Source organism: Fictibacillus phosphorivorans, assembly GCF_001619875.1.
GTDB lineage: Bacteria > Bacillota > Bacilli > Bacillales > Fictibacillaceae > Fictibacillus > Fictibacillus phosphorivorans_B.
Map to the genome: position 1 here is coordinate 251,503 of NZ_LRFC01000001.1, position 19,386 is coordinate 270,888.

17 protein-coding genes are annotated in these 19,386 nt (G+C 40.0%); 7 read left to right on the forward strand and 10 right to left on the reverse strand.

Translation table 11 applies throughout. The features are described 5' to 3' along the window. Positions 1-57 precede the first annotated feature (57 nt). Together AWM68_RS01255 and AWM68_RS01260 are read left to right on the forward strand one after the other, a co-directional pair. Complete coding sequence (locus tag AWM68_RS01255) at positions 58-504, forward strand: hypothetical protein (RefSeq protein ID WP_066236273.1); 447 nt, start codon at positions 58-60, stop codon at positions 502-504. A 16-nt stretch (positions 505-520) separates the two neighbouring features. Beyond that, positions 521-1,012 carry a hypothetical protein gene (locus tag AWM68_RS01260; RefSeq protein WP_066236274.1) on the forward strand — a complete coding sequence of 164 codons (492 nt, stop codon included), beginning with the start codon at positions 521-523 and terminating at the stop codon, positions 1,010-1,012. 111 nt (positions 1,013-1,123) lie between these two features. Here AWM68_RS01260 and AWM68_RS01265 read toward each other — a convergent pair whose 3' ends face one another. From AWM68_RS01265 to AWM68_RS01290, 6 genes are all read right to left on the reverse strand, one after another. Then, positions 1,124-1,453: a hypothetical protein gene (locus AWM68_RS01265; RefSeq protein ID WP_066236275.1), complete on the reverse strand. Its 330-nt coding sequence runs from the start codon at positions 1,451-1,453 to the stop codon at positions 1,124-1,126. Positions 1,454-1,796: 343 nt separating this feature from the next. Then, positions 1,797-2,324, reverse strand: coding sequence for a hypothetical protein (locus tag AWM68_RS01270; RefSeq protein WP_331710015.1), 528 nt, complete (start codon positions 2,322-2,324; stop codon positions 1,797-1,799). Then, positions 2,296-2,820 carry a hypothetical protein gene (locus AWM68_RS21815; protein WP_066236277.1) on the reverse strand — a complete coding sequence of 175 codons (525 nt, stop codon included), beginning with the start codon at positions 2,818-2,820 and terminating at the stop codon, positions 2,296-2,298. Before AWM68_RS21815 ends, AWM68_RS01270 begins: the two co-directional genes overlap by 29 nt. Before the next feature lies 1 nt (position 2,821). Then, a complete protein-coding gene (locus tag AWM68_RS01280) occupies positions 2,822-3,775 on the reverse strand; it encodes an ABC transporter permease subunit (RefSeq protein ID WP_066236278.1) in 954 nt (317 codons plus the stop codon). Positions 3,776-3,894: 119 nt separating this feature from the next. After that, positions 3,895-4,410 carry a DinB family protein gene (locus tag AWM68_RS01285; RefSeq protein ID WP_066236279.1) on the reverse strand — a complete coding sequence of 172 codons (516 nt, stop codon included), beginning with the start codon at positions 4,408-4,410 and terminating at the stop codon, positions 3,895-3,897. Positions 4,411-4,435: 25 nt separating this feature from the next. Next, the gene (locus tag AWM68_RS01290; protein ID WP_066236280.1) at positions 4,436-5,086 is read right to left on the reverse strand and encodes an alpha/beta hydrolase; all 651 of its coding nucleotides are present in this window, start codon (positions 5,084-5,086) and stop codon (positions 4,436-4,438) included. A gap of 255 nt (positions 5,087-5,341) precedes the next feature. Between AWM68_RS01290 and AWM68_RS01295 the strand changes: the two genes are divergently transcribed. The 3 genes from AWM68_RS01295 to AWM68_RS01305 all read left to right on the forward strand — a co-directional run bounded on the left by AWM68_RS01295 (position 5,342) and on the right by AWM68_RS01305 (position 9,453). Beyond that, the gene (locus tag AWM68_RS01295; protein WP_066236281.1) at positions 5,342-6,694 is read left to right on the forward strand and encodes a glucoamylase family protein; all 1,353 of its coding nucleotides are present in this window, start codon (positions 5,342-5,344) and stop codon (positions 6,692-6,694) included. 314 nt (positions 6,695-7,008) lie between these two features. Then, positions 7,009-7,812, forward strand: a complete 804-nt coding sequence (locus AWM68_RS01300; protein WP_066236282.1) for a hypothetical protein — start codon at positions 7,009-7,011, stop codon at positions 7,810-7,812. Between the two features lie 24 nt (positions 7,813-7,836). Next, complete coding sequence (locus AWM68_RS01305) at positions 7,837-9,453, forward strand: acyl-CoA dehydrogenase family protein (RefSeq protein ID WP_066236283.1); 1,617 nt, start codon at positions 7,837-7,839, stop codon at positions 9,451-9,453. Positions 9,454-9,667: 214 nt separating this feature from the next. Here AWM68_RS01305 and AWM68_RS01310 read toward each other — a convergent pair whose 3' ends face one another. The 3 genes from AWM68_RS01310 to AWM68_RS01320 all read right to left on the reverse strand — a co-directional run bounded on the left by AWM68_RS01310 (position 9,668) and on the right by AWM68_RS01320 (position 12,757). Then, positions 9,668-10,510 (reverse strand): carbohydrate ABC transporter permease, encoded by an 843-nt coding sequence (locus tag AWM68_RS01310; RefSeq protein WP_066236284.1) that lies wholly within the window; start codon positions 10,508-10,510, stop codon positions 9,668-9,670. Between the two features lie 16 nt (positions 10,511-10,526). After that, positions 10,527-11,411 carry a carbohydrate ABC transporter permease gene (locus tag AWM68_RS01315; protein ID WP_066236285.1) on the reverse strand — a complete coding sequence of 295 codons (885 nt, stop codon included), beginning with the start codon at positions 11,409-11,411 and terminating at the stop codon, positions 10,527-10,529. Positions 11,412-11,503: 92 nt separating this feature from the next. Beyond that, on the reverse strand, positions 11,504-12,757 hold the full coding sequence (locus AWM68_RS01320; protein WP_066236286.1) for a sugar ABC transporter substrate-binding protein: 1,254 nt from the start codon (positions 12,755-12,757) through the stop codon (positions 11,504-11,506). 630 nt (positions 12,758-13,387) lie between these two features. Between AWM68_RS01320 and AWM68_RS01325 the strand changes: the two genes are divergently transcribed. Further along, complete coding sequence (locus tag AWM68_RS01325) at positions 13,388-16,732, forward strand: GH36-type glycosyl hydrolase domain-containing protein (RefSeq protein WP_066236287.1); 3,345 nt, start codon at positions 13,388-13,390, stop codon at positions 16,730-16,732. Positions 16,733-16,787: 55 nt separating this feature from the next. Next, positions 16,788-17,753, forward strand: coding sequence for a LacI family DNA-binding transcriptional regulator (locus AWM68_RS01330; RefSeq protein WP_066236288.1), 966 nt, complete (start codon positions 16,788-16,790; stop codon positions 17,751-17,753). Positions 17,754-18,352: 599 nt separating this feature from the next. Here the strand turns inward: AWM68_RS01330 and AWM68_RS01335 are convergent. Continuing rightward, the gene (locus AWM68_RS01335) at positions 18,353-19,129 is read right to left on the reverse strand and encodes a TerC family protein (RefSeq protein ID WP_066236289.1); all 777 of its coding nucleotides are present in this window, start codon (positions 19,127-19,129) and stop codon (positions 18,353-18,355) included. Positions 19,130-19,386 lie beyond the last annotated feature (257 nt).

Below are 19,386 nucleotides of genomic sequence, written 5' to 3' on the forward strand. Positions count from 1 at the left end.
ATTGTAACCCATTAAATGGTAATATAGTAATAAGAATTTAGTTAAGGGGGAAATAGTATGGAGGCAATCCAATATGTTAAAAGAAGTTCATTCCTTTTACTAGCCACCATTCCACTATCATTGATTGGCTATTTTTTTGTTGTTGATAATGAAAACCTGTTCTTTCTATATGAATGGACGATGATGCTCGTAATTCTTGGAGCGGGAGTATTGGCTTTAACCGGTGCTCTTAAAACAACGGGTAAGGAAAAGTGGATTTTATTTTCTATTCTTTTGTTTTGTGTTCAGTTTGCTGTCTTAGGCTCGTTCTTAGGGCCGTTTTCAGTGTACCCATTGTTTTATGTTTATTACGGTGCATCAGCTATTTCAATTGGAATCCTTGTCTTTACGATATTCCGAGTTGATCAATATCGGTTTATTCCTGTTTCATTGCTGATTCTTTCTGTACTATTTACGTTTTACATGAATTTTCTTCAAATGCTTTGGGGCAAAGACTTATCCTAAGAAAGTGGGAAAGTGAATGCAATCTGGATTTTTAAGAATGATTTTGATTATTGGTTTGTTAACAGGGTGCAATGCGATGAATCAGTCTTCAGCTGTTGAAGTGACTTCAGAAATGCACGAGATGATTTCAACGTACATTATTCAATCCTATGAAGATGTATATCCAAAAACGGATAAACAGTTTGAAGTCCACAAAGTTTATGGAACAAAGAAAATAGGGGATATAACAACCGTCTATTTGTACTCGTTATATAGTGGTTTTAATAAAGAAACAAAAACGGAAGGGCAGTCTGGACATTTAGTTCCTGCTGTCATCAAGCTTAAGAATGAGGATGGAAAATACGTTGTTTCCTCTTACAAGGAACCGAGTGATGGAGATGACTTTAAGAACACGTTATACAAAATTTTTCCTCGAAAATATGCAGCACAAGCGTTAGAAGATACGGGAAATTTAGCAGTTCTTCATGAGGAATTGGAACGGAAAGCAGAAGCATGGCTAAAACAGTAACAGGCTCGATGTTCACAAAACTGGACCAGCAATTAAAATTAAAAAGAAAAAAGTAAAAGCTTAATCGCTAAATAAGACAAAACACCTTTCCTCTAATGCGGAAAGGTGTTTTTATGCGGGCCACTTATGGTGGAATGTTTGTAACATGGACTTTCGTTTGATAAGAAGCAAGGTTAAGAGGATCGCTAGACTGAATGAAGTGATCCACGCTCCAAGATAGATTCCGCCGAGTGTGAAGGCTCTAGAGATTTTAACAGAAAAGAAAATCCAGCAAACGATGCCAACCGTTCCCACACACAAGTTGATCATTAAGCTGACAAAAAAGTGGGGAATGACCATTCCTGTATGTGTGACGGTGAATTTTGCATAATGATAGCTGATCGGCAATCCGAGCAGAAGGTAAAGTGTGTAAAAAATCACGTTGTAATCTGCCTCGCTCAAAAAACTCACTCCTTCTTGCAGTTTGTTCTCTATATTCCTCTATTCCACGAAAAGCAGATCTATTCCTTTGTTTCTGGTGAGTAGACTGATTCATTTAACATTGTTTTGTACTTTTGAGTAATACAAAAATACGGGGTGTGAGTCTTAGGTGAACACATTAAATGACATGGACTTTAATTAAGAGGTAACTAAAGATTAATACGGGGTAACCGTCAATAATTCCGTGTATAACATGTTTTTATCCGTTTATAAATTTTTTTATCCGATTTTCGACACACTCTGTTAAATACTAAAGTAGACTCGCAAAAGAGAACGTTCCCTTTGCGAGTCTACTATAAAATGCTTAACCGTCAGTCCCCGTTTTCATAATCCTCTCAAACTGCTCTTGAGATAACTTTTTCATCTGTACAGGAGCTTTATCCTTACGCACACGACGGCTTTTCTTCGTATACGCGCCTTGTTCGAGGTATTGGCGTTTCATTGCTTCAACCATGAAATTCAGGGCAAGAATGGTTACGGCAAATCCGGCAAGTGGAGCGAAGACAATCCAACGATCACCACGGATCTGAAAGTAGTTTGCGCCGATCATGCTTGACCACTCGTTGATCATTGCAACTGGTACCGTATTGTTTTCTAATGGATCAAGTGTAATAAAGTCTGTTCCACCAATGAATACTTGTAATATTCCTAAATGCGCACCAAGTAAAAGAGTTGCGATCAGCTGCTGACTATACAAAATTCCTAAACGCGGCCGCAGGTAAGGCAGTACATGTTTACGAAGGATGTGGAACCTGCCTCCTCCAAGAATTTTTACAGACGAGATAAACTCATTTTCTAAAAACTTAGAAGTCTCGCTCGCCACTGTCACCATAACGGGCGGAACCGCAATTATAACTAATAGAATGATAGCAAATATCGTCTGGGCTTCTCTTGTTACAGCCCATGTGAAAATCTGAAGGACAGGAAACAAGAGCAACAATAATGGTTGCGGGCGCATAATAAAACGATTCAAAGAGTTTGCTCAGCGTTCTAAGAATGAACTTTGGCATCTGACTGATGAATAGTCCTAAGATCGTTCCGAAGAATAACCTAGCAAATGCGATAAAAAAGGCAACACCGAGCGTATATTTAGCCCCGTCCAAGACTTTATGCAGAATACTAACGCCGAACCGATCTGTTCCAAAAGGCATTTCTTTATGAGGGGCAATGGGTGCACCATCTATGGCATTTTTATTTTCATCGTATCGAATCTGCATAACGGGCTGTTTATCATTTGGAACGTATTGAGAATAAATGATACTTCCCAAAAAGAGCGAAATAATGATGGAGAAACCCGTTAGAAAAAGAGGACTTTTCCAAATAGACATCTTAAGCCGTCTCCTCTTCTGTATGGCCTAATTTACGCTCGAGAACATAAGAGGTAAAAGTAAAAAATAGATAGAAAGGTACAAACATTAGCAAAATACTAACCGTGATCACTTCGGGTGTTGTTGGTCCATAATCAAGCATGAAGTCTGTAATGCCAGGTATGGCCATAATGGTTTCTACCATAAAGAGGGTAGAGATGAGAAGCCAATAAACGGTCTTCGAATAATAGAACAGGCTTAGAAGTGAGTTTCTGAGCATGTGAATATAAAGGACAAGAGCATATTTCAGCCCTTTTGCACGTGCGAACTCAACATAGGACTTTGAATCTTCATCATCCAATAAAAATAAGAGTGTCCTTGTTAAGAACAAGGTTGGAATAATAGCCAAACATAAAATAGGAATAAAATAACTGGGATTTTGTTCACTATGTACGATAGGAAATAAGAGATGTCCTGTATTTCGGAAGTATAGAATCATGCCATATTGGATCATGACGACAAGAAAGATGTCAGGCAGCGACTCTAGGGAAAAAAAGAGAAAACGAACAGCTTTTTGTACTTTTCCAGGTACTATTTTTACAATCAATGCAAAAATTAGCGAAGCTACGAGAGCTAGCAAAAATGCTCCGATTACTAGTCTAAATGAATAATAGAAGGGCGTTAATATGGTAGGAAACAGAAGTTTGATCTGCTGATACTCGTAATACTCCACATTTGAGAATGTGATTAATTTCATCATTAAGGATCCGATATTGTCCAGAAAAGGACTGAAGAAAAGTCCGAGATCTTGATTTAAGAATAATGCATTTTGTATCGCACCAGATTCAAGCAAACGGGCAACGGATTCAATTCCTTTTACATTGCTAAAAAATAAATAGGGCAAGGCGCCGATAAAAAACACACCAACAATGGGCAGCAAAAAATAAACTGTCCGCCTGACAGCAAGAAGTACCATGAAATTTTCCCCCTATATCTCTTTATCTCTCTCTTATATCTAATAAAGTTTAATACATTCGGCAAAAACCATTATTTTCCTTTATTTGTAGCAGAGAACATTCTCGAAAAGGGAACGTTTTACTTCAATATACTCAAATAGGCTTTCCACGGGCCAACATCCTCTTGATATCGTTTAGCGAGCACTCTGGTAATCTGGTTCAGATGGGTCAAATCATGCACAACCCACGTTGAAAGCAGCTGCCTTAATGTTACAGACCCAAATTCAGGGTGTATTCCTGTTCTTTCAAAATCAGAATCTTGTTTAACAATCGTGTTTAGTGTTAATAGACTTTCTTGTCTCTTCTCTTTAAATTTCTGCAGTAGACTGTCCAATTCCATCTCTTTGCCTAAGTGAGAATATCGATCAAAGGGAGGAAAATCTTGATTCTCATGACTTGAAAGTATACTTTGAATACGAGGAATCCAATTCTTTTTCTCGCATTCGATCAGATGAGCGACAACTTCAAGTGAATTCCACGATTCATTTCCTTCATTGCAACGTAACCATTCTAGAGGAAGACCAGATAACAACTGTGTTAGGGTGTCTGGTGTCCGTTCCAACAATTGAAGAGCCTCAATATATTGAAAGTTCATTGCATAATCACTCCATTTTCCATCTCTATGAATCTATAAAATTAATGATACTTTGAATGGCCATTTTTATGGCATCAATAGATTTTAAGACATCGTGGTCAACTTCAAGGGCATGATTAATCCCTTTAGGGATCATGTACTCCATTTGCGTGTTTCTCACTAATTGCTCTATTTTTTCGGAATCGTAAAACGGATCTTCGTCTCCAATGATACAAAGTCCATTTTGTTTAATCGTCATCATGGTATGTAAAACCGTTTCGTCTTTCAAATTAGGGGTTAACCATACCGTTTTCGCGTTTTGAAGCGGACTGATTTTTAATGCAGCAGGCATAGCTAACGTGCCAAGTGATTTTCCTAACAAGTAATACGAGCTGTAGTCTAAACCTGGCAAAACTTCATTTAGTACAGAAGTAACATCTTGATGCAGGGCAGTCTTAAGTTCATCAATCGTGAACGCTTCATATTCCTCTATATAATACAAATAATTGATGTGCAGAACATCAAATCCCTTTCTAAAAAATGCTCCTGATGCAAAGTGCAAAAGCGGGTTTCTCATCGTATATCCCATACCAGGGAGGAAGATGGCCAGCCCATTCGATGATTCTGTGTTGCTCTGTAACAGATAAGGCACTTTCATGTTTTTGTACCCGAAGATGTGTCCAGAACGTGCTTGCATAGCGAAAGCCTCCAGTATATGTAATTTCATACTTCTTCTATAAAAACGATTCGTATCCTTTATTTTCCTTAAACTATCAGGAAGTTTCCTAATATTATCATTTCACTCCTACCTTTATACTGTTTATTGTGAAAACGCATACAACCAATGACTTAAAATGTTGGAAATGTCTTATTTCTTTAAGTTAAAAATGATAAAATATCGGTGAAACGTTTCGATTCGCATTTTCTTAAAATAGAGAGGAGCAGAACTCACATGAAAGCAGCTAAAATTATAAGTTTCTTACTGATGTTTAGTCTCTTTGCAAACTTGTGTGTAACACCTACTGCATCTGCAACTGATATAGGTAAAGACATTGCTTTTAACGCAGAATTGAAAGCGATTGCAAAGAAAACGTATGCGTTCTATCAAGATCATACAGATCCGAAAACAGGAATGACCTATGATGAAACGAGATATACAGCAGAGGGTAAGAAAGACGCAACTCACACATCTCCAACGAACATCGGGATGTATATGATGAGTACCGTATCTGCTCAACAATTAGGAATCATCACGAGAGATGAAGCGGTTAAACGCATCCAAGTCACATTAAATACTGTAGAAAAGCTGGAAAAATGGAACGGCCTTTTTTATAACTGGTACAACACGAACGACGGTTCAATCAAGAAAGACTGGGGGCAATTTATCTCTCAAGTTGATAACGGATGGCTGTCAGCTGGATTGATCGTAGTTGGACAAGCTTATGATGAGTTGAATCCACAAACAAGCAAGATCGTTGAAAACATGAACTACACAACGTTATATGATCCTGAAGTAGGTCAATTCCGCGGAGGATATGATGTAGCTAAAGGAAAATTAACTGATCATCATTATGGATTGTTTAATACTGAACCTCGTGTAGCGAGTTACATTTCGATTGGAAAAGGGGATGTACCGAGCGATCACTGGTGGAAGATGTACCGAACAATGCCAAAAGAGTGGGATTGGCAAGGTCAAATTCCTGAAGGTGAAACACATGAATACGACGGCGTTTCCGTTTTTGAAGGCCACTATGAATACAATGGTGTAAAATTCGTTCCTAGTTGGGGAGGCAGCATGTTTGAAAGCCTTATGCCAGGAATTGTTTTAAAAGAAAAAGATCTAGGTAAGAACGCGCTTGGCCTTAACAATAAACGTCACGTTGAATTGCAGCAAGCCTTTGCAAAAGAAAAGGGATACCCAGCTTGGGGCTTCTCACCTTCGGCTACGCCTGATGGTTACAGCGAATTTGCAGCTACACCGCTCGGAACGTCTGGATACAAAGATGGTGCAACCGTTACTGCGCATGCGTCATTCTTAGCATTAGATTACGATCCGGAAGCAGTTCGGACAAACATCAAAGCATTGAAAGAGCTAAACACGTACAGCAAGTATGGATTCTATGATTCTGTTAACGTCGAGACCGGCGAGATCGCAAAAGCGTACCTTGCACTCGATCAGGGAATGATCATGGTTTCGATCGCCAACTATTTAAAAGATGGCGTGATTCGTGACTACTTCCACAAAGACCCAATCGGTAAGAAACCTGAAGAACTGCTTGAAAAAGAAGTGTTTTCTATTCAATAGAGTTATTTAGCACCTGAATCCATCTGGACGAGGGTGTTTTTTGTTGTCTAAATAGTGTAAAAACAGCAGATATGGAGTGAGATAGTTAGTCTTGGTCATCAATGCTTTTAAGGTGGAACTGAATGCTTTAGTGGCGGTAAGCCGTTCATCTAAGGTGGAACGAAGCCTTTTACAGGTGGTCACAACCATTTTAGCGGCGAACGTGTAATAAATATAAGAACACGTACCGTAAAAACCAACAAAAAGGGTTCACGCACCATATGTCGAACTATCCACTGTAAGTTTTTACAAATCAAGGGAGGAAGTGAACTCCAGTGTGTACAAGCTTTGTTTTGCACAAGGATAAACCATACATCGGAATGAATTTTGATATATCAAAGCGTCCCATTAAGATCGCATTAGTAGGCGACGATCAGCTTATTATCTCTCAAAAAGAAGGCGGCAGATTTCTGCCTGCTTTTGGTCTAAACAAAAATGGTACCTTTATGAATCTCCAGATCGTGGATCCAAATGAAGAGGGGAAATATAGAAGAGGTAAGAACTGTGTACATATCATGAGGCTGTTTGATGAAGTATTGTCTGGAAAAGTGGCAACTGCAGAGTTGCCGTCTTATCTTCAGGAAAAAGAGGTTGTAAATGTCCCGGAGTACAGTGTACATAGTTTGATAGCTGCTCCGAACAACAAGTCTTATATTGTGGAGCCAGGCAGACAATATCTAGACGCAGATTCAATAAAAAATGATTTTATGGTGCTCACCAATTTTTCAGTGGCAGATAATTTGAGTTCTGATTTAGAAACTATAGATGGGCCAGGGAGTGAGCGTTATAAGATAGTTTATTCCAAGATTCAAAACAACGTAGATGACTTTTCAGTAGAAAAAGGGTTAACCGTTCTTAGAGAAGCCTGTCAATTTGATGGGAATTACCCTACACAGCTATCTTTAATTTTTAGTCCGGAAGAAAATAGTGTTTATTTTACTCTCAATGGGGACTTTGATAAGAAATTTCGATTCTCTTTCTTAGAAAATAAAATTACCACGATATCAGGTTTTGAGAAGGAAAGTGACGTTGTGTTAACCAAAAAGGGCATTTTATTGTCCGAACTGGAGCAGTTTTAAATCAAAAACAAGGAGCGAATATCAATGAACATTGCTTCCGAACATCATGTTGTTAAAGGCAAGAACACCTATACCTTCAATGCGTTTTTGCTAAAGCGCGATAGCATGGACTGGTACAGAGATGAACTATTTCTGCATAAGGCGGTCAGACGGTATGCGGGTAAGAATGTAGACTCCATACATAACGCAATCCTATCTTTTTCCCCTGTCGTTTCCTCAAAATGGAACAAGTTGGCGGAGCAGAACGCGAGACCGGAAGTACGTCCATATATGCTTCATTATGACGCATTTAATAACCGCATTGACCGGATTGTTCGCCCGCAGGAAATGCATATTCTTGAGAAAGAAGTGTTTGGAGAAGGACTCTTTTCGAGTAAAATGGCACCTTGGGAAAGCTTTGTTAAAAGAATGTTAATCCACCAGCTAGGCGAGGCGGGAGTTGCTTGTCCGTTAACATGCACGATTGGATTGATCGCACTGCTAGAGCAATATCCAAATGGAGATCACCCTGAACTCCGCGAAATTTTACAGCATACAAAAGAAGGGATGGACGGAGATTTTGCGATAGGTGCACAATTCATGTCAGAGATCCAAGGCGGGTCAGACCTTCCGGCGAATGTTCTTGAAGCTGTTCCTGACGGAAAGAACTACCGTTTGTATGGAAACAAGTTCTTCTGTTCTGTTGCGCATGCCGATTATTCAGTCGTAACGGCGAAAGTAACAGGATCAGATAAGGTATCTACATTCATTGTTCCGTCTTGGCTGCCTGGTGACAAACTACCGGAAAAAAGGAACAGCTATCAAATCAACCGGATTAAATGGAAGATGGGAACAGCAGAGCTTCCGACAGGTGAAATTCAGTATGATGGCGCAGTCGCGTATCCTGTAGGACCAAATGATAAAGGTGTTGCTGTTGCAGCAGGAATCGTGCTGACGTTATCACGTCTTGAGATCGGTATTGCGTGTGCTGGTTTTATGCTGCGTGCTTCTCGTGAAGCGAAACTTTACGGTGATTTCCGTACGGTTTTTGGTAAAAAGGTAAAAGATTACCCGCTTTCGGCAAGTACATTACTAAGATTACAGCATGCAGCCGAACGCACAACGGCAGGAGCGTTTAAAATATATGATCTTTTCCTCAGTCTACATCAACCGCTGAATGCAGGTATTCCAAAGGATCAGCCTGAAGAGCTTCGAAAACAGCTTTTTAACTTAAGAGAGCTTATTTTACTGCAAAAGATTTGTGTAACCAATGAAGGAGCAGACGTATTGCGTGATGCCATTTCCGTGTTCGGCGGTCACGGGGTGATGGAGGAGTTCTCAGCACTGCCTCGCATCTTCCGTGATGTTGTCGTTAACGAACAGTGGGAAGGACCTCGCAATCTTTTGTTAACTCAAATTTACCGTGACATCGAGCGAGTAGCAGACTGGTACCATCCTGATGAATTTGTAAGAAATGTTTTAAAAGGTGCGGCAGAGGAAACAATCACGATGTTTTCGAATCAACTAGTTGATCTATTGCAAAAACCTGTTTGCAGAGAAGTGAACGAAGAATCTATCAAAGCTGCAGAGGAATGGGATGCGTTTTGTGATTTGTTCTTCAAAGCTTATCAGACTGTTGCGAGGGAAGAAGTGCTTAAATAAGCTTGATAATGCTTGCAATTTGTTTTATAGGCCCTTGTTCATCATTTATAGGCCCTTAAAGAAAGTTTATAGGTCTTCAAAAAAGTTTATAGGCCATCAAAAAAATTTTTAGTCTCTTATACATTATTTATAGGCTTTTCGACAAAAAACCAGTCCCCGCCTCACATGAAAAAAGGAGCTGGCCCAAAGTTTGGCCGGCTCCTTTCTACTATTATTATTTCATCCCTGAGATCGTATAGCCTTCGATAATATGCTTTTGGAAGATGATAAAAATAATGACGATCGGCACGACCATGAACGTTGAACCGGCCATCTGCAGCGCGAAGTTTCCTCCGTATTGCCCTTTCAATAAGCTTAAGCCAACTGATAACGTATATAGACTCTCATCGTTCGCAATGATCAGAGGCCATAAGAAGCTGTTCCATCCTGCTATAAAAGTTAGTATTCCCTGTACGGCCATAATGGGCTTAGAGATCGGCAGAACCAGCTGCATAAACACACGGAATTCACTTGCGCCGTCAAGTCGGGCTGCTTCAAGCAGTTCATCTGGTATCGTAGACATAAACTGTCGGAACAAGAAGATACTGAATGCACCCACTAAACCTGGCAGAACAATTCCTGCCATTGTATTCGTTAATCCCATCTGGTTCAGAATGAGGTACACAGGAATCATTGTCACTTGTCCAGGAATCATCATGGTTGCCAGTACGAGATAGAAAAGTTTCTCTCTGCCTTTAAACTTGTACTTAGCGAACGCATATCCAGCCATCGCATTAAAGAAAAGTCCGACAAAAGAACAGAGGACAATGATAATCGTATTTCGCAAGTACACAGCAAAGTTCATATTTTCAAACAGATAGATGAAGTTATCCATTGTAAAGGTTTCAGGCCACAATGTTGGGGTGAGCTGAAGCACTTCACTTTCAGGTTTGAACGCAGAAAGAATCATCCAGATAAATGGAATGGCCACTAAAAGACCGCCAAGCGTTAAAACGATTCCTGCAATCCACTGCTGAATTCTGTATGCTTTTTTAGCATCAGATGCTTTTGTTTTCATGTTCTCACCTCACGTCTTAAATGTCGGTATCTTTCTTTTGCAAACGGAACTGAATCATCGTGATGATAATGATCGTAACAAACAGAACGAACGATCCTGCAGCGGCATAACCAAAGTTGCTTAACTGGAATCCGTTTCTGTAGATAAATAGTGCAACAGAAGTCGTACTATCAAGCGGTCCACCGTTTGTCATAACAAATGGTTCCTCGAAGAACTGAACCCATCCGATCATCGTTGTAATCGATACAAAGAAAATCGCGTAACGAAGAAGAGGGATCGTGATCTTCGTAAGCTGCTTCCAGTTGTTTGCTCCATCGAGCTGAGCGGCTTCATAATACGTTTTCGGAATGCCTTGCAGGGCAGCTAAGAAGATGATCATATTCACACCGATTGCACGCCAAACGGCTAATGCGATTAAAGAACCTTTTGCAATCGTTGGATCCTGCAGCCACGGAATAGCAGGGATGCCAACTAAGCCTAAAAGGTAATTAAACAAACCGAACTGCGGGTTATACAGGTATGTCCATACAACGGCTACCGCAACAACGTTTGTGATGGAAGGCATATAAAAAACGAGACGAAAAGCCTTAAAAATACGTGCTGTACCAAAGTTGATTAAAAGCGCAATACCAAGTGAACAGGCGATAACTAGCGGAACACCAAACACAACATAAAAGATGGTGTTTCCAATTGATTTTAAAAAGATCGGATCTTGAAAGATATTTATATAGTTTTCTATGCCAATAAAACTAATATTTGAATAGTCTGCGAGTCCAGCTAAATCAATATCTGTAAAACTAATCACCAATGCAAGAACAATGGGGAAAAGAGAGAATAAGGCCAATAAAGCAAGAGCCGGTCCAATGAAGAGGTAAGGAGTTGTTTTTGAGTAACTTTTCATGTTTTGTTTCACATCCTTCATCGATACCCGTGCTGATAATAAAAAGGTAACGAGCAGGATGAACTGCTCGTTAGACCCCCGTCAGCCGGATGTTATTTCTTTAAAATCTCTTCAGCTTTCTTATCAAAAGCATCCATTTCTTTTTGAACATCTGCTCCACCACGGTAGATTTTCTCAAAGCTCTTTAAATACGTTTGAGCAATTTCTTCCCACTGCTTGATAACCGGCATCGGTTGTGAACTTTCCATTTGTTCACCGAATGATTTGTAATACTCATTACTAGTCAGTGACTCATCTTCCCATGCTTTTTGTGTTGCAGGAAGAGAATTCGTCATTTCCATCCACTTTAACTGTGTTTCAGGTTTACTCATGTAAGCTGCAAATTTCAACGCTTCTTTTTCATGCTTCGTGTGCTCGAACACAGAAAGGTTAGAGCCGCCAAGTGCAGAGATATTGTTTTCCTTTGCTGGAAGTACAGCCGTACCCCATTTACCTTCTAAGTCAGGCGCTTGGTCGTTGATCAGCTTGATCATCCATGGACCACTGATGAACATTGGAAGAATTCCATCTCCACGGAAGCCTTGAATAATATCCATTCCCAGTTCTTCCTTTGGAGCCGCTCCGCTTTCATAGAAGCTGTTCAAATATTCTACTGCTTCTACAAACTTAGGATCGTTAAAGTTCGGTTCGTTGTTCGGTCCTAAAAGCTCAGCACCGTTTTGGCGGGCGAACATAAAGGAGAGACTCTGTTCTTTCGCATCAATCGAGATACCATATTTTCCTTTGCCGCGGTCAGCCAATTTGTCAGCTGCTTCCTTCAGCTCGTCCCAAGTCTTTGGAGCTTCTTTATAGCCAGCTTTTTCTAACAAATCTGTGCGGTAGTATAATAAACGTGTGTCAACGTACCAAGGTACACCAACCATTTTGTCTTCAAACTTAGTCGTTTCAACAGAACCTTCAAAGAAATGCTTCGGATCAAGTTCCGGGTAATCTTTTACATGTGGTGTTAAATCTTTTAACGCTCCAGCTGCTGCAAATTCCGGAATCCAAGTTGTTCCCATTTGAAGAACATCAGGACCCTTTTTGGAAGCAACTGCTGTTAATAGTTTGTCATGTGCTTGATCCCACGGAAGTGCTTGTACTTTAACATCAATCTTGGGATTTTCTTTTTCGAATTGTTCTGCGATTTTAGGAAGCGATTTTGCTTCTTCTCCCATACCCCAAACCGTAATCGTTGTCTTGCCATCTTCTCCAGAACCCGAAGAGCATCCTGCAAGTGCGCCAGAAAGGACTAGAGCACCAACCATTGACGTTACCATCGATTTGTTAAACCAACGTTTTTTCATGTGATTTCCCCCTATAGATTTGCTTTGTCAGCAATTCCTAATTTTAATATTCCCGAATTTTCTTTGAAATTATTGTTGAAACGTTTCGATAAGCACATTATAATTCAAGTTGTAATCGTTTTCAACACAGAATTTTAAAAAAGTTATAAACTTCCATTGTTGTTGAAAATAAAGGGTTTTACAGTGTGGCTCTTTTATTAGAAGGGAAATCAATGAAATTGACACGCAGTAAAATACATCTTATAATCGCCTTGAATTTAATTGAAACGTTTCGATAAAATATTATTTCAGGGTGTAATCAAGTTGTTGTTTGGATGGGTTTGATTTCCGTTCCAGGTGCTCGCACCCTGCACTCCAATCAATGTCACAGAAGTAAATAAATATTGTTAGCTTCTAGAGAGAGCCTTAAAGGCTTCATCTGAAAAATCTTACGAAGATTATTGTTTATTGCGTAACCTTCCGAAGACTAGACTTCATTCTCAAGGTAAACGAGTGTAGATGGTGTATTTACTTGAGGAACTTCTTTAAGGGAAATACAAGGAAGCTTGAGTCATGAACAAATGCTAAGGCAAGAGCCTTAATGTAAACTGCAGTTTTCAAACTTACGATCCAGAAAAGAGGCGGTAAACGATGACAACGATGACAAAAGGGAACTTTGATATCAAAGCTGGTGATTATACATTTACGTTTTTAAGCAGTGGTGATGTTTTCGAGGCTTCCTATAACGATACGATGATCAATCAATGGATGAGTAACCCGATCGATGGGTCATTAAACAATCTATATTTACGTTTATTTAAAGAGGATGGGATTCAAACAGTTCCATTAGTAGGTTCAAAATCAGGAAGCGCGGTCTCTCATACTAACAGCGAAGTGTTTTGGGAAGGCACATTTCAAGATGTTTCTTATAAAGTCACGTTTACACTAAGTGAAAATGGCATTTGGTTTTGGAATGTGGAGCTAAACGGATCTGACGTTAAAGCAGATTTGATCTACGGTCAGGACGTTGGTCTGGCACATAGAGGGGCAGTGCGAACGAACGAGGCGTTTACCGCACAATATGTCGACCACAAAGTATTTGAAGATGATGCACTTGGGTATGTTGTATGTTCCCGTCAAAACCAGCCGAACGGAAAAGCTTTTCCATATCTGCAGCAAGGGTCACTTACTAAAGCTGATGGTTACGCAACAGATGGTTTTCAGTTTTTTGGAACTTCTTATAAAGAAACGGATATTCCTGAGGTTCTTTTTAAGGAAAACTTGCCGAACGAAGTGTATCAATATGAGTTTGCATACATTGCTCTTCAATCAGAAGTGGTTGAGTTAGATGGAAAGCAGCAATTCGTCTTTTATGGCTGCTTTAAAGAAGATCATCCAGAAGCGGTCACGTCAGTTGAATTCCGAACTGAAATAGAAGAAGCCTGGGAAAAAGTTCAGAATCATACAAGCAAGGAAATGACAAAGCTTGAGAAAGTAAAGCGTAATCACGAGTTTGGTGGAACATTAAAAACAGATGATCTTTCTATAGAAGAAGTGGATGTTCTTTTCCCAAAAAGAATTTTAGAAGAGTACGAAGGAGACACACTTCTATCATTCTTTACCCCAACATACGAGCACATCGTATTAAAAGAAAAAGAAAGAATCGTAGAACGGCCGCACGGACACATTCTCGTAACGGGGAACAACGTGAAGTTAAAAGAAGAGATCATTACAACAACATCGTATATGTACGGAATCTTTAATTCACAGTTAGTTGTCGGAAACACATCGTTTAATAAGATGCTCACGAACGCTCGTAACGCTTTGAACGTGATGAAAACGTCTGGCCAGCGCATTTATGTTGAGCTCGAAGGTAAGCTGCAGCTATTAACGATGCCTTCACTTTTTGAGATGGGCTTCAACTACACACGTTGGTACTACAAAATAGATGAAGAGATGTTTATCATTACAAACTTCACGACCGTTGACACGCCTGAAGTTGAGCTTCAAGTTAAAGCTTTAAGCGGAAAACCTTATCGCTTTGTCGTTACTAATCAAGTGTCGATGAACAATCAAGAATATGAAGTTGCATACAAAATGGAAAAAGAGGATAACGTTCTTTCGTTCTATGCTGATGATTCATCAGACAGCTCAAAAACATATGCAAACTTAAGCTATCGCATGAAACTGACAGGTAGTGAGATGTCTATCACAGATGAAACCATTTTTGGTGAAAACATTGATTCTGGTTCTGCATCACTAGTCGTTTTTGAATTATTACCAACAACGGAATGGAAATTAACGGTTCAAGGTCTGATCGATGGTAAAGAGCTGCCGTTTACAGAGAAAAAGGCTGAAACAGAAATTGAGCGTTATCGTGCGTTTATCCGGCACACGAACCGCCATTTCCGTTTAACAAAAGACGGGAAAGAAACGCATGATCTTCAAAAAATGAACGCGTTAGCACACTGGTACACGCATAATATGCTGATTCACTATTCTGTTCCACATGGTTTAGAGCAATATGGCGGAGCAGCGTGGGGAACTCGTGATGTTTGTCAGGGACCTGCAGAATATTTCTTAGCAACACAGCATTATGATGCGGTAAAAGAGATCCTCTTAACCGTTTATTCTCATCAATATGAAGAGACAGGGAACTGGCCGCAATGGTTCATGTTTGATCAGTATTTTAAGATTCAGCAAGAAGAGTCACACGGTGACATCATTGTCTGGCCGCTAAAAGCAGTAGCTGATTATCTTGCGGCAACAAACGACTATGATATTTTAAAAGAGAAATTACCATACACCACAAACCGTGATTTTGGGTTTACTGAGAAAAAAGCAACGTTGTTCGAGCACATAGAGAAGCAGATTCGCTATATGAAAGATAACTTCTTGCACGATACACACCTTTCTTCTTATGGGGATGGAGACTGGGATGACACGCTGCAGCCAGCTAATCCTCAACTCAAAAAATTTATGGTGAGCTCTTGGACGGTTGCACTAACCTATCAAGTGATGACACAGTTCTCAGGATTATTAAAAAAGGTGGACAAAGTTCATGCTGCGGAACTAAGTTCTTTAGCTGAAAACATCAAATCTGATTATCAAAAGTACATGCTGAGCACGGATGTCATTCCTGGATTCGTTTATATGGAGAATGCAGAAGAACCGAAACTAATGCTTCATCCGAGTGACAACACAACAGGCATCAACTATCGTCTGCTTCCGATGACACGCAGTATGATTGCTGAGCTTTTAACACCAGAGCAGGCTGAAAGACATTTGAACCTCATCATGGATACATTTTATTGCCCGGATGGCGTTCGATTGATGGATAAACCTGCTCACTACAAAGGCGGTGTGAGTACACATTTTAAACGTGCAGAACAGGCATCCAATTTTGGGCGCGAAATCGGACTTCAATACGTACACGCGCATATTCGTTTTGTTGAAGCGATGGCGAAGCTTGGAAAGTCTGAAGAAGTCTGGAGTGGGTTAGAAAAGATCAACCCAGTGATGATTCAAGAGAAAGTCCCAAATGCAGAGCGGCGTCAAAGCAATGCCTACTTCTCGAGTTCTGATGGTGATTTTAAAACACGCTACGAGGCACAGGAGCGCTTTGGTGAGTTAAAAGAAGGGAAGGCAAAAGTAAAAGGCGGCTGGCGCATCTATTCTTCAGGACCAGGAATCTATTTCAATCAGTTGATCTCAAACTGTTTAGGAATTCGTCCACAAGGTGAACAGCTGATCATCGATCCTGTATTATCAGAAGACTTAAAGGGATTAGAGATGCAGTACATGCTTGATGGAAGACCTGTTACGTTTGTGTTCCATGATCGTGGTGAAGGTTCAAGAAGACTTCTCGTTAACGGTCAAGATGTGGATTCTGAAGTGTACGAAAACCTTTACCGGGATGGTGGAGTGGTCGTCGATCGATCTGTGTTTGTAAAAAAATTGTCAGCAGATGTGAATACCGTCGAGATTTATTCCTAACCATTCGGTATAATAAAGGAAACGTTTGCAACAAGAGAGATAGGAGAGAATTTCGTTGGTAAGTATAAAAGACATTGCAAAACAAGCAGGTGTTTCCATCTCCACGGTCTCCTATGCCCTAAACGGAAGTCCGAAAGTAACAAAGGAAACATCTGCACGTATTCTAGCCATAGCTAAAGAACTAAATTATATTCCGAGTGCAGCTGCTCGTTCATTGAAAAAAAGAGAAACAAAAATCATTGGCATTTATTTAACCGATTATAGCGGTGCTTTTTATGGCCAGCTTCTTCAAGGAATGATGGAAACGTTAAGTGAGAACGGGTATGAACTTATCGTTTGCAGCGGGAAAGAGTCGCACCGTTTTCTTCCTGAACGCATGATCGATGGAGCGATCATATTAGATGCAACCTATAAAACTGAAGAACTGTTAAGTCATGCAGAACGCGGTCATAAACTCGTTGTGATGGATAGAAGAATGGATCACTCAAATATCTCTCAAGTGCTGCTCGATAACAAAGCAGGTGCAACACTTGCCATTGATTATCTCGCGGAAAAGGGCCACCAGAAGATCTATGTCGTAAAGGGACCTGATATTTCGTTCGATGCGATGCAGCGACTGGAGGCTGTGCAAAAAGCGGTTCAGCGCTATTCTCAGATTGAGTACATTGAGTTGCAAGGTGATTTTAACAAGTTATCTGGAGAAGCAGCCGCCAAAAGAGTTCACCAGGAATTCTCAGAGCCAGTTGGTGTGTTTTGTTTAAATGATGAAATGGCGATCGGTATGTATAACTATTTTAGCCGAACGAATTTACGTGTTGGCGAGGATGTTCATATCATAGGTTTTGATAACATTGAAGTTTCCCAATATGTCCAGCCAAGACTAGCGACCATAAACTATTCCAAACATAAATGGGGCGCACTCGCATCAGAATTATTGCTAAATTTGATCAAAAAACAAAAAAATGAACATGAGCGGATCAATGTAAGCCTGATTGAAGGAGATTCTGTTCGAAACCGTTAAAGCGCATAGGCTAAGGGGTTCTTTTTGGAAGAGAAATTGTAATGCTCAAGCCTTTTATCAGGTGAATAACACTATAATTGGATAGGTAATTTACTTTAAAAAAGATCAGATTATTTTTGTCTGGTCTTTTCCTTATTTTGTTATTCAATTTTGCACCCAGCTTACAGAAATTATTGCAGCATCCTGTTTTACGGTACTTGTTATTTTATTTATTACACTTTCGCTCAATCGAATGGGGTTTTCGCTCAGTCAGGGGTCCGTTTCGCTCAGTCGGAGGTTCGTTTCGCTCACAACACACCTGTTTTCGCTCAATAGCGTAGAATTGTTCTTTTTAACTAAGGATGACAGCTCAATTGACAAGTGAATGTGCATTCCAATTCCCTCCGTGACAATAATTAGTGTATCTTACTAAAAAGTATGGTACTTGTGCTGAAAATTAAGGTGTAAAACTGGTGTTTTTTTATTAAATCCCTTACAAAATAAGAAAAAACGCAGCGAATTTTCGTTGCGTTTTATAGTACTAATGCTATGAGTTTTGGCTTGTATTTTCTCGTTTTCTCCCTAAAAAGAGAACCCGTTACGCCTCTACTTACTTCCAACTATTCTGCTTGAGATTGTGGTGACTTTTCTTTTGATAAGAACCAGCCTCCTGCAGCAATCAGGATCAGTACAATATAGAAGGTCATTTTCCACTCAGGTGATTTTGCAAAACCTTCCGAAAGAATGGCTAAGTCAGGGTGTGCAAGTGTATAAACTGCTAATTTCACACCTACCCAGCCCACGATTAAAAAGGCCGCAATTTCAAGGCCAGGCTTAGAGTGCAGGAGTTTAACAAAAAAGTTAGCGGCAAATCGCATGATGATGAGTCCAATTAACCCCCCAGCGAAGATCACGGCAAACTTTCCTCCGTCAAGTCCGCCGATCTTAGGAAGTCCAGTATCAGGAAGCGCAACTGCCAATGCTACAGCAGCTAATATAGAATCGACCGCAAACGCGATATCAGCCAGCTCGACTTTAAATACTGTGGTCCAGAACCCGGATTTTTTCTTATCAGGTTTTAAGCTTCCATTTGAGTCATCTGTCTTTTTCACAAGCACTTTTCTAAAAATATGATTTAATGCGATGAATAGAAGGTACACAGCACCGATCGCTTGAACCTGCCACACATTGACTAAGAATGAAATGGCAAAGAGCGATGCGAAGCGGAAAAAGAAAGCACCAACTAAACCATAAAATAAGGCTTTCTTCCGTTGTTCTTCAGGTAAGTGCTTCACCATGATCGCTAACACGAGTGCATTGTCTGCAGCTAATAAACCTTCCAACGCGATCAACACTAATAAAATCCAACCATACTCTAACAGGATCGATAAATCCATGTTATTTCCTCCTTTGTTTATAAAAAATAAAAAAGACCTTTACCTAGTGAAGGCAAAGGTCTTACATAAAAAGAGACCTTTACCAGCCGAACGGTAAAGGTCTTGCTAACAACAATAACGTTGCCAATATAGCCGAGAGCACGAAGCTCCGAAATGACGACCATATTGTAAAAGCTACTCCCCTTTAGGAGCTATGAAGTTACTATTATCATATTATGTTGTACTTGATATTGTCAATTATATTCTCAATGAAGTGT

Excerpts from the sequence above, each read along its gene's own strand:
- AWM68_RS01290 (WP_066236280.1), bottom strand. The coding sequence starts at position 5,086 with ATGCAAGCACGTTCTGGACACATCTTCGGGTACAAAAACATGAAAGTG.
- AWM68_RS01335 (WP_066236289.1), bottom strand. The coding sequence starts at position 19,129 with ATGGATTTATCGATCCTGTTAGAGTATGGTTGGATTTTATTAGTGTTG.
- AWM68_RS01320 (WP_066236286.1), bottom strand. The coding sequence starts at position 12,757 with ATGAAAAAACGTTGGTTTAACAAATCGATGGTAACGTCAATGGTTGGT.
- AWM68_RS01315 (WP_066236285.1), bottom strand. The coding sequence starts at position 11,411 with ATGAAAAGTTACTCAAAAACAACTCCTTACCTCTTCATTGGACCGGCT.
- AWM68_RS01285 (WP_066236279.1), bottom strand. The coding sequence starts at position 4,410 with ATGAACTTTCAATATATTGAGGCTCTTCAATTGTTGGAACGGACACCA.
- AWM68_RS01325 (WP_066236287.1), top strand. The coding sequence starts at position 13,388 with ATGACAACGATGACAAAAGGGAACTTTGATATCAAAGCTGGTGATTAT.
- AWM68_RS01280 (WP_066236278.1), bottom strand. The coding sequence starts at position 3,775 with ATGGTACTTCTTGCTGTCAGGCGGACAGTTTATTTTTTGCTGCCCATT.
- AWM68_RS01310 (WP_066236284.1), bottom strand. The coding sequence starts at position 10,510 with ATGAAAACAAAAGCATCTGATGCTAAAAAAGCATACAGAATTCAGCAG.
- AWM68_RS01260 (WP_066236274.1), top strand. The coding sequence starts at position 521 with ATGCAATCTGGATTTTTAAGAATGATTTTGATTATTGGTTTGTTAACA.
- AWM68_RS01270 (WP_331710015.1), bottom strand. The coding sequence starts at position 2,324 with ATGGTGACAGTGGCGAGCGAGACTTCTAAGTTTTTAGAAAATGAGTTT.
- AWM68_RS01305 (WP_066236283.1), top strand. The coding sequence starts at position 7,837 with ATGAACATTGCTTCCGAACATCATGTTGTTAAAGGCAAGAACACCTAT.
- AWM68_RS01255 (WP_066236273.1), top strand. The coding sequence starts at position 58 with ATGGAGGCAATCCAATATGTTAAAAGAAGTTCATTCCTTTTACTAGCC.
- AWM68_RS01295 (WP_066236281.1), top strand. The coding sequence starts at position 5,342 with ATGAAAGCAGCTAAAATTATAAGTTTCTTACTGATGTTTAGTCTCTTT.
- AWM68_RS21815 (WP_066236277.1), bottom strand. The coding sequence starts at position 2,820 with ATGTCTATTTGGAAAAGTCCTCTTTTTCTAACGGGTTTCTCCATCATT.